Here is a 15,069-nt window from a genome sequence, read left to right as displayed (position 1 = left end):
CGAGCTTGCTCCGGGCGGCGTTCCGACGATGAGGCCTTAACATTCACCATTGAAGGTGACTGTTACACCGCTATCGCGAGCAAGCTCGCTCCCACAATGGATCGCATTTCTTCAGCAAATCAATCGTCGCTGACGCTGATGTTCGGCATCGCTGGCGTGGCAGCTTCCTGCAAGATAATCCGCGCGCCCACATGACGGGCCAGTTCCTGGTAGACCATGGCGATCTGGCTTTCAGGTTCGGCGATCACCGTAGGTTTGCCGCCGTCGGCCTGCTCGCGAATCAGCATCGACAGCGGCAGCGATGCCAGCAATTCGACGCCATATTGACTGGCCAGCTTCTCGCCGCCGCCTTCGCCGAACAGGTGCTCGGCATGACCGCAGTTGGAACAGATGTGCACGGCCATGTTTTCCACCACGCCGAGTACCGGAATGCTGACCTTGCGGAACATTTCCACGCCTTTGCGCGCGTCCAGCAACGCCAGATCCTGCGGCGTGGTGACGATCACCGCACCGGCTACCGGAACTTTCTGCGCCAGGGTCAGCTGAATGTCACCGGTGCCTGGCGGCATGTCGATCACCAGATAGTCCAGATCGCTCCAGGCTGTTTGCGTCACCAGTTGCAGCAAAGCGCCGGAAACCATCGGGCCGCGCCAGACCATCGGCGTGTTGTCATCGGTCAAAAACGCCATGGACATGACTTCAACGCCATGCGACTCGATGGGCACGAACCACTTCTGGTCCTTGATCTTCGGTCGGGTGCCTTCCGCAATACCAAACATGATGCCCTGGCTCGGGCCGTAGATATCGGCGTCGAGAATCCCGACCTTGGCACCTTCACGGGCCAGCGCCAGCGCGAGGTTGGCGGCGGTGGTGGATTTGCCCACGCCGCCCTTGCCGGACGCCACCGCGACCACGTTCTTGACGTTGGCCAAGCCTGGAATCTGCGCCTGAGCCTTGTGTGCAGCGATGACGGTGGTGATCTCGACCTTGGCCGAGGTCACGCCGTCCAGGCCTTCGATAGCCATCTGCAGCATTTGCGCCCAGCCACTCTTGAACAGACCGGCGGCGTAGCCCAACTCCAGCTGAACGCTGACGCGGTCGCCCTGGATGTCGATGCTGCGCAGGCAACCGGCACTGACCGGGTCCTGGTTCAGGTAAGGGTCGGTGTACTGACGAAGGACGGCTTCCACCGCTGCGCGATTGACGGCGCTCATGGGCAACTCCGATAACAAGACTGGGAAATCAGACGGGTATCGTACCTGTTCTGATGGTTTGGGGGGATGCCCAAAAGATCGCAGCCTTCGGCAGCGCCTACGTAGGAGCTGCCGAAGGCTGCGATCTTCTCGGCATCCCCGGTTACTCATCCAATGAAACAGGCTCACGGGGTGAAAAATATGCGCCGGCGCTTTATAGTGGCCGACCTCCGTTTCATCAAGTAGCCGAGCCCCATGTCCGAGCCACGCAAGATCCTCGTCACCAGCGCCCTGCCCTATGCCAATGGTTCAATCCACCTTGGCCATATGCTTGAGTACATCCAGACCGATATGTGGGTGCGCTTCCAGAAGCATCGCGGCAATCAATGCACTTACGTCTGCGCGGACGACGCCCACGGTTCGGCCATCATGCTGCGCGCAGAAAAAGAAGGCATCACCCCGGAACAACTGATCGCCAACGTCCAGGCTGAACACAGCGCCGACTTTGCCGAGTTCCTGGTCGACTTCGACAACTTCCACTCCACTCACGCCGAAGAAAACCGTGAGCTGTCGAGCCAGATCTACCTGAAGCTGCGCGACGCCGGGCACATCGCCACGCGCTCGATCACGCAGTATTTCGACCCGGAAAAGAAAATGTTCCTGGCCGACCGCTTCATCAAGGGCACCTGCCCGAAGTGCGGCACTGAAGACCAGTACGGCGACAACTGCGAAAAATGCGGTGCCACCTACGCGCCAACCGACCTGAAAGATCCGAAGTCGGCGATCTCGGGCGCCACCCCGGTGCTCAAGGATTCCCAGCACTTCTTCTTCAAGCTGCCGGACTTCCAGCAAATGCTGCAGGAATGGACCCGCAGCGGCACATTGCAAGACGCGGTCGCGAACAAGATCGCCGAGTGGCTGGATGTCGGCCTGCAACAGTGGGACATCTCCCGCGATGCGCCGTACTTCGGTTTCGAAATCCCGGACGAGCCAGGCAAATACTTCTACGTCTGGCTGGACGCGCCAATCGGCTACATGGCGAGCTTCAAGAACCTCTGTGCACGTCGGCAGGATTTAGACTTCGACGCGTATTGGGCCAAGGACTCCACCGCCGAGCTGTACCACTTCATCGGCAAAGACATCGTCAATTTCCACGCGCTGTTCTGGCCAGCCATGCTTGAAGGCGCAGGCTACCGCAAGCCAACCGGCATCAACGTACACGGCTACCTGACCGTCAACGGTCAGAAGATGTCCAAGTCCCGTGGCACCTTTATCAAGGCCCGGACCTACCTGGACCACCTGTCGCCGGAATACCTGCGTTACTACTACGCCGCCAAACTCAGCCGTGGCGTCGACGACCTGGACCTGAACCTCGAAGACTTCGTGCAGAAGGTCAACTCCGACCTGGTCGGCAAAGTCGTCAACATCGCCAGCCGCTGCGCAGGCTTCATCCACAAAGGCAACGCCGGCGTGCTGGTGGCCGGTAATGCCGCGCCAGAACTGACCGAAGCGTTCCTCGCCGCTGCGCCGAGCATTTGCGACGCTTACGAGGCTCGCGACTTCGCCCGTGCCATGCGCGAGATCATGGGCCTGGCCGACCGCGCCAACGCCTGGATCGCCGACAAGGCGCCATGGTCGCTGAACAAACAGGAAGGCAAGCAAGACGAAGTCCAGGCGATCTGCGCTCTGGGCGTCAACCTGTTCCGCCAACTGGTGATTTTCCTCAAGCCCGTGCTGCCGTTGCTGGCCGCCGACGCCGAGGCGTTCCTCAACGTCGCACCGTTGACCTGGAACGATCACGCGACCCTGCTCAGCAACCATCAGCTGAACGAATTCAAACCGTTGATGACGCGCATCGACCCAGTCAAAGTGCAAGCCATGACCGACGCTTCGAAAGAAGACCTGGCCGCCAGCCAGACCGACACCGGCGATGCCGCCCCTCAAGGCAATGGCGAGCTGGCCAAGGATCCGCTGTCGCCAGAGATCGAGTTCGATACCTTTGCCGCCGTCGACCTGCGGGTTGCCCTGATCCTCAAGGCCGAAGCTGTGGACGGTGCGGACAAGCTGCTGCGCCTGACCCTGGACATCGGTGACGAGCAACGCAACGTGTTCTCCGGCATCAAGAGCGCTTACCCGGACCCGGCCAAGCTTGAAGGTCGCCTGACGATGATGATCGCCAACCTCAAGCCACGCAAAATGCGCTTCGGGATCTCTGAAGGCATGGTCATGGCGGCAGGCCCTGGCGGCGAAGAAATCTACCTGCTGAGCCCGGACAGCGGCGCCAAGCCGGGTCAGCGCATCAAGTAAGGCTCGACCTGCTGAACCGATCCCACAGTCGTGCCCGGCATGACTGTGGGATTTTCATGTCTGGCCCATACTGTCGTAAGAGTTACTCAGCAGCCATCAACAGCGCGTGTATATGGACGCTCATGACCGAATTACTCCTCACGCTTATCAGCGCCGCCCTGATCAACAACCTCGTGTTGCAGTGGCCGCTGGGCGTCGATCCGCTACTGGCCACCGAACGCAGGCAGGTTCACGCACTGGGCATGGCCACGGCGAGCCTGATGCTGATCGTGGGCGTGCCGGGCTACCTGGCCTATTTTTGGTTATTGGTGCCACTGGAGCTGACGGCCCTGCGCCTGTTCGTGTTCCTGCCGCTGAGCGTCCTGCTGATCGCACCGTTGCTGAAACTGCTTTCGCGCCTACTTCCAACGTTTTCGTTCGACGGCCTCTGGCCTTTGCTGCTGGGCAACGCCGGCGTGCTCGGGCTGACCTTGCTCAACGCTGAGGACGACAAGGGATTTTTCCACGCCACAGCCTTGAGTCTCGGCGCCGGACTGGGTTTCTGGCTGGTGCTGAGTCTGTTCAGCGATCTGCGTCAGCGCACCTTCAATAACGATGTGCCCCTGCCCTTTCGTGGCCTGCCGATCGACCTGATCAGCGCCGGATTGATCGCGGTGGCATTTCTCGGCTTCAGCGGACTGATCAAAACATGAGTCTGATTCAACGCATCGACGCCCTCCTGCCCCAGACCCAATGCGGCAAGTGCGGCCATCCCGGATGCAAGCCCTACGCCGAAGGCATTGCCAATGGCGAGGCGATCAACAAGTGCCCGCCGGGCGGCAACGAGACTATTTCGGCACTGGCCGAGCTGCTGAAAATCCCGGTTCTGGAATTGGACGTCAGCCGTGGTTCGGCACCGGCGCAAATTGCATTTATCCGCGAAGCCGAATGCATCGGCTGCACCAAGTGCATTCAGGCCTGCCCGATAGACGCGATTGTCGGTGCGGCAAAACTGATGCACACGGTAATCATCGACGAATGCACCGGCTGTGATCTGTGCGTGGCGCCGTGCCCGGTGGACTGCATCGAAATGCACCCATTGCCCTTGGCAAACGTTCTGCCGATTGTCGGAGGCCTGGCCTTCACGCTCGAAGAACAACGAGCACGCAACGCCAAACGCGACCACGCCCGACAGCGCTTCGAACAACGCAATGCGCGCCTGCGTCGTGAAGAAGAGCAAAAGCACGCCGAACGACTGGCCCGCGCACAAAAAGCCGCACAGCACAGCGAAGCCAGCAACAATCCACTGCAGGACGCGATTGCCCGGGTTCAGGCACAGAAAGCCGCTGCCGCCGATGCCGCGCTGAAAAAAGCCAAGATCGATGTGGCAATGAGCCGGGCGCAACTGAACAAATCGCTAAAGGCTTTCGGGCATCCACCGACCTTCGAACAGCAGTCGCAGCTGATCATTTTGCAGCAGCAATTCGAAGCCGCCGAACAGGCCCTGGCGCAACTCGAAAGCGCTGCGCCGGCCGCTCCCGCGCAAGTGCCGGCACCGGCCAAGGATGCCGAACTCAAACGCGCGAAAATCCAGCTGGCGATGCGTCGCGCCGAACTGAAAAAAGCCCAGACCAGCGAAGCCCCGTCCGAGCAACTGGAGGCGCTCGGCGCTGCCTTGGCTCAAGCAGAACAAGCACTGCACGATGCCGAAGGTGCCAGCGGGCAACCGGTGCCGGACCTTGTGCGCGTCGAAAAACGCCCCATCGACGCTCATCTGCGGCAACTGAAAACCGAGTTGGCTTACGCTCGCGCCGACGTCAGCAAGCTTGAGCGAGGCCCGGATACACCGGCGGAACTCTTGGCCAAGGCCCGCGAAAGGCTCTGCGAAGCCGAGCGTCAGGTGAACGCCTATGTCGCCCCTTGAGCCGGTCGATGATCGCCTGCAACAGGCGATGAAGCGGGTTTTATTGGCCACCGTGCCGGGCATGCTGATGTTGTTCTGGTTATTTGGCTGGGGCGTTCTGATCAATCTGCTGCTGGCCTGCGGCAGCGCGCTAGCAGTTGAAGCCGCGGTACTGCGCTTGCGCAGGTATCCGCTCAAGCCAACGCTGAGCGACGGCAGCGCGCTGGTCAGTGCCACCTTGCTGGCGCTGGCGTTGCCGCCTTATTGCCCGTGGTGGCTGACCGTCAGCGCTGCGGCATTTGCGATGTTTTTCGGCAAGCACCTGTATGGCGGCGTGGGCAAAAACCCATTCAATCCGGCCATGCTCGGTTTTGCGCTGGTGCTGGTGTGTTTCCCACGACAGATGACCCACTGGCCGACGTCTCCCGGGATGAACCTGGCCGCCGGCCTGCAACAGATTTTCGGTTTCAATTTCAGCGGTGCCGAACAGCCCGACGCCTGGGTGACGGCCACGGCGCTGGATAGTCTGCGAATCAACAAAAGCCTGACCATGGACGAACTCTTCGCCGGCAACCCGGCGTTCGGCCACGTTGGCGGTAAAGGCGTCGAATGGGTAAACCTGGCCTTTCTCGCAGGTGGCGCATTTCTGTTGCAGCAACGAGTGTTCAGCTGGCATGCACCGGCCGGCATGCTCGGCAGTCTGTTCGTCATCAGCCTGCTGTGCTGGAACGGCTCGGGTTCGGACTCCCACGGCTCCCCGCTCTTTCACCTGCTGACAGGCGCGAGCATGCTCGGAGCATTCTATATCGTGACCGAACCGGTGTCCGGGGCAAAGAGTCCCAAAGCCCGGCTGATGTTCGGCGTGGGCGTCGGCCTGCTGACCTACCTGATTCGAACCTGGGGCGGTTATCCCGACGGGGTGGCCTTTGCGGTACTGCTGATGAATCTCTGCGTGCCGGCCCTGGAACGCCTCGCTACTGCACAACCTGAGCCTCGTACGCCATGAACCGCAATCTCAGTGTGCTGATGCTGGTGGTTGTGGCCGGATTGGGTGCAGGCGCGACATTTTTCCTGCAACACGCCACCGCACCGCGGATATCGGCTGAACAGCGCTTGATTGAAAGCCGCAGGCTCTTCGACATGCTGCCAGCCGGCAGCTACGACAATCAGCCATTGGACCAGCCACTCGCGCTCAAAGGTATCGAGCTGAGCAAAAGCACATTGCTGGGCGGTTATTTGGCAACGGCGGGCGGTAAGCCCAGCGCCGTTATTCTGCGAAGTCAGACAATCGGCTACGAAGGCGCAATCGAACTGCTGATCGTGATCGACATCAACGGCAAGCTGCTGGGTGTGAAAACCCTCAAGCAATCGGAAACACCGGGGCTGGGTGGAAAAATCGCCGACCAGCCCAACCCTTGGCTACAGGGCTTTTTCGGCAAGTCGCGCAATGACCCTGGCGACAGCGGCTGGGCGCTGAAAAAAGATCAGGGGCAATTCGACCAGTTGACCGGCGCAACCGTCACTTCCAGAGCAGTGATCAGTGCAATCCATGATGCGTTACGCTATTTCGACGAGCATCAGCCACAGCTGATCGGGAGCGGACAATGAAGCAGTCCTCGATGCTGCAGAGCTCGCTGATATTGACCCCGTTGATCGGCGCGAGCGACTCCCTGGTAAAAGCCTTGGGTCTGTCGCTGCTGTCGCTGCTGGTCATTGGTGTTTACGGCCTGAAGATGAGTGTGTTGCGGCCGCGGATCGTTCCGTCCATGCAGTTGATCACCAGCATTGCGCTCGCCGCCACATTGACCAGCCTCGCAGCATTGGCATTGCAGACCTGGGCCTTTGAACTGCACCAACATCTGGGATTTTATGTAGGGTTGATTGCCCTGCAGTGCGTGGCGCTGGAGTACAACGGTTTCTTCACCCAGGCAGGCATGATCGACCGGATTCGCTTGTACGGTGTGTTTTTGGCGCTGATGATTACGCTCGGTTTAGTGCGCGAAGGTTTTGGCAGCGGGTCTTTCGCCAGCCATGTGTCCTGGTTGACCGGACTTACAGAATCGAACTGGCAAGGTTGGCTATTGTCCGCAGACGGCGGCATACGACTGGCCGTCATCGCTCCTGGCGGGTTTATCCTGCTGGGACTGCTCATAGCCGCCAAACAAGCCTGGCCTGGCGCCTCAACCTCACACTGACCGCCTTGAAGGAAATGCTCTACCCATGAATGCCGCAAAACGCCTGGAAATTTTCCGTCGGCTTCACGAGGACAATCCGGAACCGAAAACCGAACTGGCCTACTCGTCGCCCTTCGAACTGTTGATCGCAGTGATTCTTTCTGCTCAGTCCACTGACGTGGGCGTCAACAAGGCCACCGCGAAACTGTTTCCGGTAGCCAATACGCCGGCAGCGATTCATGCGCTCGGTGTAGAAGGATTGTCCGACTACATCAAGACCATCGGCCTGTACAACAGCAAGGCAAAAAACGTCATCGAAACCTGCCGAATGCTGGTAGAGCTTCATGGAGGCGAAGTACCGCAAACCCGTGAGGAACTGGAAGCGCTGCCTGGCGTAGGCAGAAAGACTGCGAACGTGGTGCTCAACACGGCTTTCCGTCAGCTGACCATGGCCGTTGACACACATATTTTCCGGGTCAGTAACCGCACAGGTTTAGCGCCAGGGAAAAATGTCGTCGAGGTGGAACAGAAACTGATGAAGTTCGTGCCCAAGGAGTTTCTGCTCGACTCACATCACTGGCTCATCCTCCACGGACGTTATGTTTGCCTGGCCCGTAAGCCCCGCTGTGGCAGCTGTCGGATCGAAGACCTGTGCGAATACAAGCAAAAGACCTCTGACGATTGAGGTTCTATTACTTTTATTGATTTATCGATTGAAAAAATCTTTTTTACCCGCCAGGAGATTATCGATATAAGAGGCGCCAATGGCAGTCTTAGCCTGGAGTTAACCTTATGAGCACTGGCAAAGAACAACTGGACACAGAAGACGACTTCATCTCTGTTGAGGCCGATGACGCCGAGCCTGTGGTAGAGGTAGCGAAGACCAACCTGAGCAAACGTCGCACCATCGATAATCTTCTGGAGGAGCGGCGCTTGCAAAAGCAGCTGGCCGATTACGATTTTGACCTTTAACACCTGAAAGCCTCCCGAAATGGAGGCTTTTTCATCAAGCCCTCAACCGCTGCAAAAAAAGTCGCACAGCGCACCCGATCAATCGCAGGACAATGCGCTCTGGTTCAACGGATCCAGAACGGCCAGGACCTCAGGGCGAGCGATCCTGCGGCTCAAAATCCGACCAGATGCCTCTTGCCTTCAAGTGCTTACCACGCACACAGCACTACTCCCCCCCGAGAGAATCAAACCAGACCATTACGCTGCGCAAGCTCGATCAGGTCAACCAGCGAGCGAGCATTCAGCTTTAATAGCAAACGCGTTTTGTAAGTACTGACGGTTTTATTGCTGAGGAACATTCCATCGGCAATTTCCTTGTTGGTCTTGCCTCGGGCCAACTGTTGTAAAACCATCATCTCCCTTCCAGACAGACGATCCACCATGTCTGCTTCACTTGCATTCCCCAAACTTGCGCGAACCGAGTGCAAGGCTTGATTAGGAAAGTAACTGTACCCGGACAGTACCGCCTTGATTGCACTGAGCAGCTCGGTGAGGTCCTGCTGCTTGCAGACATACCCGGCAGCCCCCGCCTGCATGCAACGCATTGAAAAGTGTCCGGGGGCCTGTGAAGTCAACACCAGCACTTTCAAAGGCAGGGGGACCGAGGTCAAACGCGCAATAACTTCCAGGCCATCCAGTTTCGGAATACCGATATCCAGTATCACGATATCCGGCATATGTTCACGGGCAAGTTGCAATGCATCTACACCATTGTCCGTTTCAGCAATGACTTCGTAGCCATGACGCTCCATTAGCATACGTACAGCAAGACGAATGACGGGGTGATCATCCACGATCAGCACTTTATTCATGGGCAAGTCCAATTTTCGCTGTTCGAATTTTTAGAGCCCGCACAATAGCGTAGTCGTTTCGCCCGTGGGATGCTGCCCACCCCAACCACCCACACCGAGAGACAATCCCTACAAACAACAAGGATTCCCCCTACAAGAACTCATAAAAAACAATGTCTCTTAAAGTTTACTCGAGACCCTATTCTCCTCTGATCAACTGTTTTCTTCAGCAGACATCGAAGAAAATCACCTGGCAGCACGCAATCTATCCCGGCAAGTCTTGAACAGTGGTCTATTATCAAAAATAACCGCTGAGTTCCAGTGCCAAACTGATACCAAACACAAACCCGCAAGACCGCCAGCGCTCCACTCGGCAACCTCCAACTTCTACTTACCGTCCCGAGACGCCAAGCATATAAAACAAACTCATGTTCGCCCCACATAAATCACACTAAAAGAAAGCTATCGATCCATTCTAATCAATGATAAAACTGCACAGCATGGCGCCCCCTCAAAAAAGCGCTTTACAGCCAGTGCTCAACCCACACTATACAACCACTATTACTTAACATCTTTTGCCCACAAGGAATCCACTATAAAACATTTTTTAACGAGCAATCAAAATGACAAAACCTCAAAAGAAAATAACCAACCCGATGACTATAATTGCGATATTCGCGGCACTCTCCGAAACGTCGGCGGCGGTATCGTTGCCCTTCCTCGACAACCAGGAACGCCAGACTTACATCTGGTTTCTGATCAGCTTTCCTTTTTACCTGCTGTTCCTGTTCTTTATCACGCTAAACTTCAACTACAAATCATTGTATGCACCTTCTGACTTCCAAAAGAGCAAGCAGTTTATAAAAGTCATCGACGACTCTGCTCGACCAGAAAAAAGCAAAAAAGCCTCGATCAATGACCCTGTTGAAAAGGACAATCAACCGATTTCAATCAAGGAAAGCGCTCACGTCCCGTTTGACGAACCGCACAGCCACTCCTCTGTGAAGTCCACATTCAAGCGAGACAAACCTGACTATCTGCTTCAGAGCACGCAAGACCCACCCGCCTATATAACGTTCATCGCAAATCAGTCCACCCAGTACCAGGTGCCTTTACCTGCTTCGATACACGGCATATGGATCATTGATGCCCGATGGATACGCAAGAAGAAAGATCTCGGTCACCTGATGACAGCTATCCCATTGAAAAAACACAGCCACAGTGAAACGATCGTATTTCTTACGAGCGCTGAGTCGGAACATCTGGTTAACGAAAAAGCACTCAAAAAATCAGATGCAAAAACAATAGAACCCAAACAGTCTTTCTACATGACTTATAACTTGAGCACACTGGCGATGACCGTCGTCAGCCAGCACTGACCACTGCCCTGTATCAAGCAACAGGACACGTCGTTTCTGACCCAGACAGAACAGAGAGGAGGTACCGACAATCCAGGCAACTAAAGCCCCAGACTTGGTGACGCAGATTCAGGATACGAATATCCAAACACGAATTCTTCGATCCCATCGTGGCCCCGTTACAAGCGGGGCCACGATTGTTGATCATGCCAACAGCATCAGAACAGCTTGCGGCCTTTGTTTGCGGCAATCCGCATACGCAGAGCGTTCAGCTTGATGAAGCCGGCTGCATCAGCCTGGTTGTAAGCGCCGCCATCTTCCTCGAAGGTAGCAATGTTGGCGTCGAACAACGATTCGTCGGACTTGCGGCCGGTGACGATCACGTTGCCCTTGTACAGCTTCAGGCGAACCACGCCGTTCACATGCGCCTGGGAAGCATCGATCATCTGTTGCAGCATCAGACGCTCAGGGCTCCACCAGTAACCGGTGTAGATCAGGCTGGCGTATTTAGGCATCAGCTCGTCTTTGAGGTGAGCCACTTCACGATCCAGAGTGATCGATTCGATCGCCCGGTGAGCGCGCAACATGATGGTGCCGCCAGGAGTTTCGTAGCAGCCACGGGACTTCATGCCGACGTAACGGTTCTCGACGATGTCCAGACGGCCGATACCGTGTTCGCCACCGATACGGTTCAGGGTCGCCAGCACGGTAGCCGGGGTCATTTCGACGCCGTCCAGTGCAACGATGTCGCCGTTGCGGTAGGTCAGTTCCAGGTACTGCGGCTTGTCGGGAGCGTTCTCCGGGGAGACGGTCCAACGCCACATGTCTTCTTCGTGCTCGGTCCAGGTGTCTTCCAGCACGCCGCCTTCATAGGAGATGTGCAGCAGGTTGGCATCCATCGAGTACGGGGATTTTTTCTTGCCGTGACGCTCGATCGGGATCGCATGCTTCGCGGCATAGTCCATCAGCTTCTCGCGAGACAGCAGGTCCCACTCGCGCCAAGGAGCGATCACTTTCACGCCAGGCTTGAGTGCATAGGCGCCCAGTTCGAAGCGAACCTGGTCGTTACCCTTGCCGGTCGCGCCATGGGAAATGGCGTCAGCGCCGGTTTCGTTGGCGATTTCGATCAGGCGTTTGGCGATCAACGGACGAGCGATGGAAGTACCCAGCAGGTACTCGCCTTCGTAAACGGTGTTGGCGCGGAACATCGGGAAAACGAAATCACGCACGAATTCTTCGCGCAGATCGTCGATGTAGATTTCTTTTACGCCCATGGCTTGTGCCTTGGCGCGGGCCGGCTCGACCTCTTCACCCTGACCCAGGTCAGCGGTAAAGGTCACCACTTCACAGTTATAAGTATCCTGCAGCCACTTGAGGATCACCGAAGTGTCCAGGCCGCCGGAATACGCCAGAACGACCTTGTTTACGTCCGCCATGCCATCACTCCACGGGGTTCTACGGAAAGCAGAGAAGTCTACCGCCGCGAGAGGATAATTTACAGTGGCGCGACAGCTTATGATGACGAAGCGACAGATTATGTCGAGCGAGCGACGATTTCAGCCGGTTCAGGAGGTCGCCGCAGCGGTGCCTGTCGAACTGACTTGCGGGGCCGGTTTGTCGGTGGGTGCGACGCGCTCAAGGTGAACGTTGACCCGGCGATTCCTGGCCCGATTGGCGGTGTTGGTGTTGGGGGCCAACGGATAACGTTCACCGTGAAAACGCATCGTGATTTGCGACTCCTGAATGCCATTGGCCTTGAAGAAGTCCATCACCGCCAGCGCTCTGCGCCGGGACAGATCACGGTTGGTCAGGCGATTGCCGCTGTTATCGGAATGACCGTCGAGCTCGATGTGATTGACCGTCGGGTCGGCCTTCATGAACGTCAGCATGACCTGCAGCTTGGCCTTGGCCTGCGCATCCAGATCGATACCACCACCCGGGAAACCAACTTCGGCCTGCTTCACCTGTTCGTAATTCATCGGCAGCAACTTGGCGACGCACACCTGGTAATCGGCGTAGGCCTTGCTGAATTTGACCGGCAACAAACGGACTTCCGACACCCCGCCATCGCGCGAGTAATGACGAACCAACGGACTTCGACCGTCCATCAAGCCACCAATAAGGCGTCCGGCCTGGAGCTGCGAGCTGTTGAACAGCACCTCGCCGCTGCCGACTTTGACCGAGCCCAGATTGATATCACCACGCCCAGGCTGCCAGGGCGCCTCTGCAGCCAGCAAGGTCGCCGAACCGCCCGCGAGCATTGGGTTGTAGGCCTTCAGACGAAAGATTGCCTGCTCGCCCGCGCGCCGCACGAACTCACCCGAGCCAAAATCGGTAATCGGTTGGGTCAGGCGACATTCGAACTTGTCGCCTTCGACCGTCCACTCGATGCTCTCCAGACGCGTCTGGAAAGTGAGAGCCATCGCAGGAAGGCTGGCAAACACGCTGAGCAAGGCTAAATAACGCTGGCGCACGGGAGGCTCCACTGGCTTCTACAACAAAAAGACCGATACATATGATTACGGCATACCTTTGTCATATCGGAAGCTTGCTGCAAAACTTGATAGCGAGTGCCTGGATGAGTCTTTTCCGGTAGCATTCCCTTGAGTTTGACCCGCCTGGAATCCCCAATGTCCGACCGCCTGACCCTGCTGCGTCCCGACGACTGGCATATTCATCTTCGCGATGGTGCTGTGTTGCCCAATACTGTCGCGGATGTCGCGCGTACCTTTGGTCGCGCCATCATCATGCCTAACCTGGTACCACCGGTGCGTAACGCCGCTGAAGCCGACGCCTATCGCCAGCGCATTCTCGCTGCGCGTCCGGCCGGCAGCCGTTTCGAACCGTTGATGGTGCTCTACCTGACCGACCGGACTACACCCGATGAAATTCGCGCGGCCAAGGCCTGCGGTTTCGTTCACGCCGCCAAGCTGTATCCGGCTGGCGCGACCACCAACTCGGACTCCGGTGTTACCAGCATCGACAAGATCTTCCCTGCGATCGAGGCCATGGCCGAGGTCGGGATGCCCTTGTTGATTCACGGTGAAATCACCCGTAACGACGTCGATGTCTTTGACCGCGAAAAAATCTTCATCGACGAGCACATGCGCCGGGTCGTGGAGCGTTTCCCAACGCTCAAAGTGGTGTTCGAACACATCACCACCAGCGATGCCGTGCAGTTCGTCAACGAGGCTTCGGCCAACGTTGGCGCAACCATCACCGCTCACCACCTGCTGTATAACCGCAACCACATGCTGGTGGGCGGGATTCGTCCGCACTTCTATTGCCTGCCGATTCTCAAGCGCAATACACACCAGGTCGCCCTCCTTGACGCCGCCACCAGCGGCAGCGAGAAGTTCTTCCTGGGCACGGACTCGGCCCCGCACGCCCAGCACGCCAAAGAAGCCGCCTGTGGCTGTGCCGGTTGCTACACCGCTTATGCCGCGATCGAGCTGTACGCCGAGGCCTTCGAACAGCGCAATGCGCTGGACAAGCTCGAAGCCTTCGCCAGCCTCAATGGCCCGCGTTTCTACGGCCTGCCGGCGAACACCGATCGCATTACCCTGGTCCGCGAAGAATGGACCGCCCCAACCAGCCTGCCGTTCGGCGAGCTGACTGTCATCCCGCTGCGCGCCGGTGAAAAACTGCGCTGGCGCCTGCTGGAGGAACACGCGTGAGTGAAGACCATTTCGACGACGAACAGGAAGGTTCAGGCGGTGGTGGTTCACGCCACCCGATGGCAGCCAGGTTCCGTGGATATCTGCCAGTCGTCGTCGACGTTGAAACCGGTGGTTTCAACTGTGCCACTGACGCCTTGCTGGAAATTGCCGCCACGACCATCGCCATGGACGAAAAAGGTTTTGTGTACCCCGATCACACCTACTTCTTCCGTGTAGAACCGTTCGAAGGTGCCAACATCGAAGCCGCAGCGCTGGAGTTCACCGGAATCAAACTCGATCACCCACTGCGCATGGCCGTGAGTGAAGAGGCAGCGCTGACCGATATCTTCCGTGGTGTACGCAAGGCCCTGAAGGCCAACGGCTGCAAGCGGGCGATCCTGGTCGGTCACAACAGCAGCTTCGACCTGGGCTTCCTCAACGCCGCCGTCACGCGCCTGGACATGAAGCGCAATCCGTTTCACCCGTTCTCCAGCTTCGACACCGCGACGCTGGCAGGTCTGGCTTACGGTCAAACCGTCCTGGCCAAGGCATGCCAGGCCGCGGACATCGACTTCGACGGTCGCGAGGCTCACTCGGCACGCTACGACACCGAGAAGACGGCCGATCTGTTCTGCGGCATCGTCAATCGCTGGAAGCAAATGGGCGGCTGGGAAGATTTCAACGACTGATTCAG

Annotated in this window: 15 protein-coding genes; 11 read left to right on the top strand and 4 right to left on the bottom strand. The window is 57.6% G+C overall.

Annotated features, from left to right (window positions below):
• Positions 1 to 119 precede the first annotated feature (119 nt).
• Complete coding sequence (gene apbC / locus AC1RKH_RS16280) at positions 120 to 1,214, bottom strand: iron-sulfur cluster carrier protein ApbC (protein WP_493064037.1); 1,095 nt, start codon at positions 1,212 to 1,214, stop codon at positions 120 to 122.
• 234 nt (positions 1,215 to 1,448) lie between these two features.
• On the opposite strand from apbC, the gene metG reads away from it, so the two are divergent.
• The 8 genes from metG (at position 1,449) to AC1RKH_RS16240 (ending at position 8,528) form a co-directional block, all read left to right on the top strand.
• Positions 1,449 to 3,500 (top strand): methionine--tRNA ligase, encoded by a 2,052-nt coding sequence (gene metG / locus AC1RKH_RS16275; RefSeq protein WP_493064038.1) that lies wholly within the window; start codon positions 1,449 to 1,451, stop codon positions 3,498 to 3,500.
• A gap of 122 nt (positions 3,501 to 3,622) precedes the next feature.
• Positions 3,623 to 4,192, top strand: coding sequence for an Rnf-Nqr domain containing protein (locus tag AC1RKH_RS16270; RefSeq protein ID WP_493064039.1), 570 nt, complete (start codon positions 3,623 to 3,625; stop codon positions 4,190 to 4,192).
• Positions 4,189 to 5,403, top strand: coding sequence for an electron transport complex subunit RsxB (gene rsxB / locus AC1RKH_RS16265; RefSeq protein ID WP_493064040.1), 1,215 nt, complete (start codon positions 4,189 to 4,191; stop codon positions 5,401 to 5,403). Before AC1RKH_RS16270 ends, rsxB begins: the two co-directional genes overlap by 4 nt.
• Positions 5,390 to 6,388: an RnfABCDGE type electron transport complex subunit D gene (locus tag AC1RKH_RS16260; protein ID WP_493064041.1), complete on the top strand. Its 999-nt coding sequence runs from the start codon at positions 5,390 to 5,392 to the stop codon at positions 6,386 to 6,388. Before rsxB ends, AC1RKH_RS16260 begins: the two co-directional genes overlap by 14 nt.
• Complete coding sequence (locus tag AC1RKH_RS16255) at positions 6,385 to 6,990, top strand: RnfABCDGE type electron transport complex subunit G (protein WP_123425198.1); 606 nt, start codon at positions 6,385 to 6,387, stop codon at positions 6,988 to 6,990. Before AC1RKH_RS16260 ends, AC1RKH_RS16255 begins: the two co-directional genes overlap by 4 nt.
• Positions 6,987 to 7,577 (top strand): Rnf-Nqr domain containing protein, encoded by a 591-nt coding sequence (locus tag AC1RKH_RS16250; RefSeq protein WP_493064042.1) that lies wholly within the window; start codon positions 6,987 to 6,989, stop codon positions 7,575 to 7,577. Before AC1RKH_RS16255 ends, AC1RKH_RS16250 begins: the two co-directional genes overlap by 4 nt.
• 25 nt (positions 7,578 to 7,602) lie before the next feature.
• Positions 7,603 to 8,241 (top strand): endonuclease III, encoded by a 639-nt coding sequence (gene nth, locus AC1RKH_RS16245; protein WP_123425196.1) that lies wholly within the window; start codon positions 7,603 to 7,605, stop codon positions 8,239 to 8,241.
• Positions 8,242 to 8,348: 107 nt separating this feature from the next.
• Positions 8,349 to 8,528, top strand: a complete 180-nt coding sequence (locus AC1RKH_RS16240; protein WP_019693351.1) for a PA3496 family putative envelope integrity protein — start codon at positions 8,349 to 8,351, stop codon at positions 8,526 to 8,528.
• Positions 8,529 to 8,752: 224 nt separating this feature from the next.
• Here AC1RKH_RS16240 and AC1RKH_RS16235 read toward each other — a convergent pair whose 3' ends face one another.
• On the bottom strand, positions 8,753 to 9,379 hold the full coding sequence (locus AC1RKH_RS16235; protein ID WP_493064043.1) for a response regulator: 627 nt from the start codon (positions 9,377 to 9,379) through the stop codon (positions 8,753 to 8,755).
• A gap of 602 nt (positions 9,380 to 9,981) precedes the next feature.
• On the opposite strand from AC1RKH_RS16235, the gene AC1RKH_RS16230 reads away from it, so the two are divergent.
• Positions 9,982 to 10,737 carry a hypothetical protein gene (locus AC1RKH_RS16230; protein ID WP_493064044.1) on the top strand — a complete coding sequence of 252 codons (756 nt, stop codon included), beginning with the start codon at positions 9,982 to 9,984 and terminating at the stop codon, positions 10,735 to 10,737.
• A gap of 197 nt (positions 10,738 to 10,934) precedes the next feature.
• On the opposite strand, the gene AC1RKH_RS16225 is transcribed toward AC1RKH_RS16230, so the two are convergent.
• Together AC1RKH_RS16225 and AC1RKH_RS16220 are read right to left on the bottom strand one after the other, a co-directional pair.
• A complete protein-coding gene (locus tag AC1RKH_RS16225) occupies positions 10,935 to 12,152 on the bottom strand; it encodes an argininosuccinate synthase (RefSeq protein ID WP_019693354.1) in 1,218 nt (405 codons plus the stop codon).
• 129 nt (positions 12,153 to 12,281) lie between these two features.
• Positions 12,282 to 13,190 carry a flagellar protein MotY gene (locus AC1RKH_RS16220; protein ID WP_493064045.1) on the bottom strand — a complete coding sequence of 303 codons (909 nt, stop codon included), beginning with the start codon at positions 13,188 to 13,190 and terminating at the stop codon, positions 12,282 to 12,284.
• A 156-nt stretch (positions 13,191 to 13,346) separates the two neighbouring features.
• On the opposite strand from AC1RKH_RS16220, the gene pyrC reads away from it, so the two are divergent.
• Both pyrC and rnt read left to right on the top strand, forming a co-directional pair.
• Positions 13,347 to 14,393, top strand: coding sequence for a dihydroorotase (gene pyrC, locus AC1RKH_RS16215; protein WP_123425191.1), 1,047 nt, complete (start codon positions 13,347 to 13,349; stop codon positions 14,391 to 14,393).
• On the top strand, positions 14,390 to 15,064 hold the full coding sequence (gene rnt / locus AC1RKH_RS16210; RefSeq protein WP_123425190.1) for a ribonuclease T: 675 nt from the start codon (positions 14,390 to 14,392) through the stop codon (positions 15,062 to 15,064). The genes pyrC and rnt overlap by 4 nt, the downstream gene beginning before the upstream one ends.
• The last annotated feature ends 5 nt before the right edge of the window (positions 15,065 to 15,069 follow it).

This window comes from Pseudomonas sp. GW822-FHT06B12, assembly GCF_058799675.1.
Note: the sequence above shows the minus strand (reverse complement) of the source record. Positions and strands in the feature narration are given on the sequence as shown.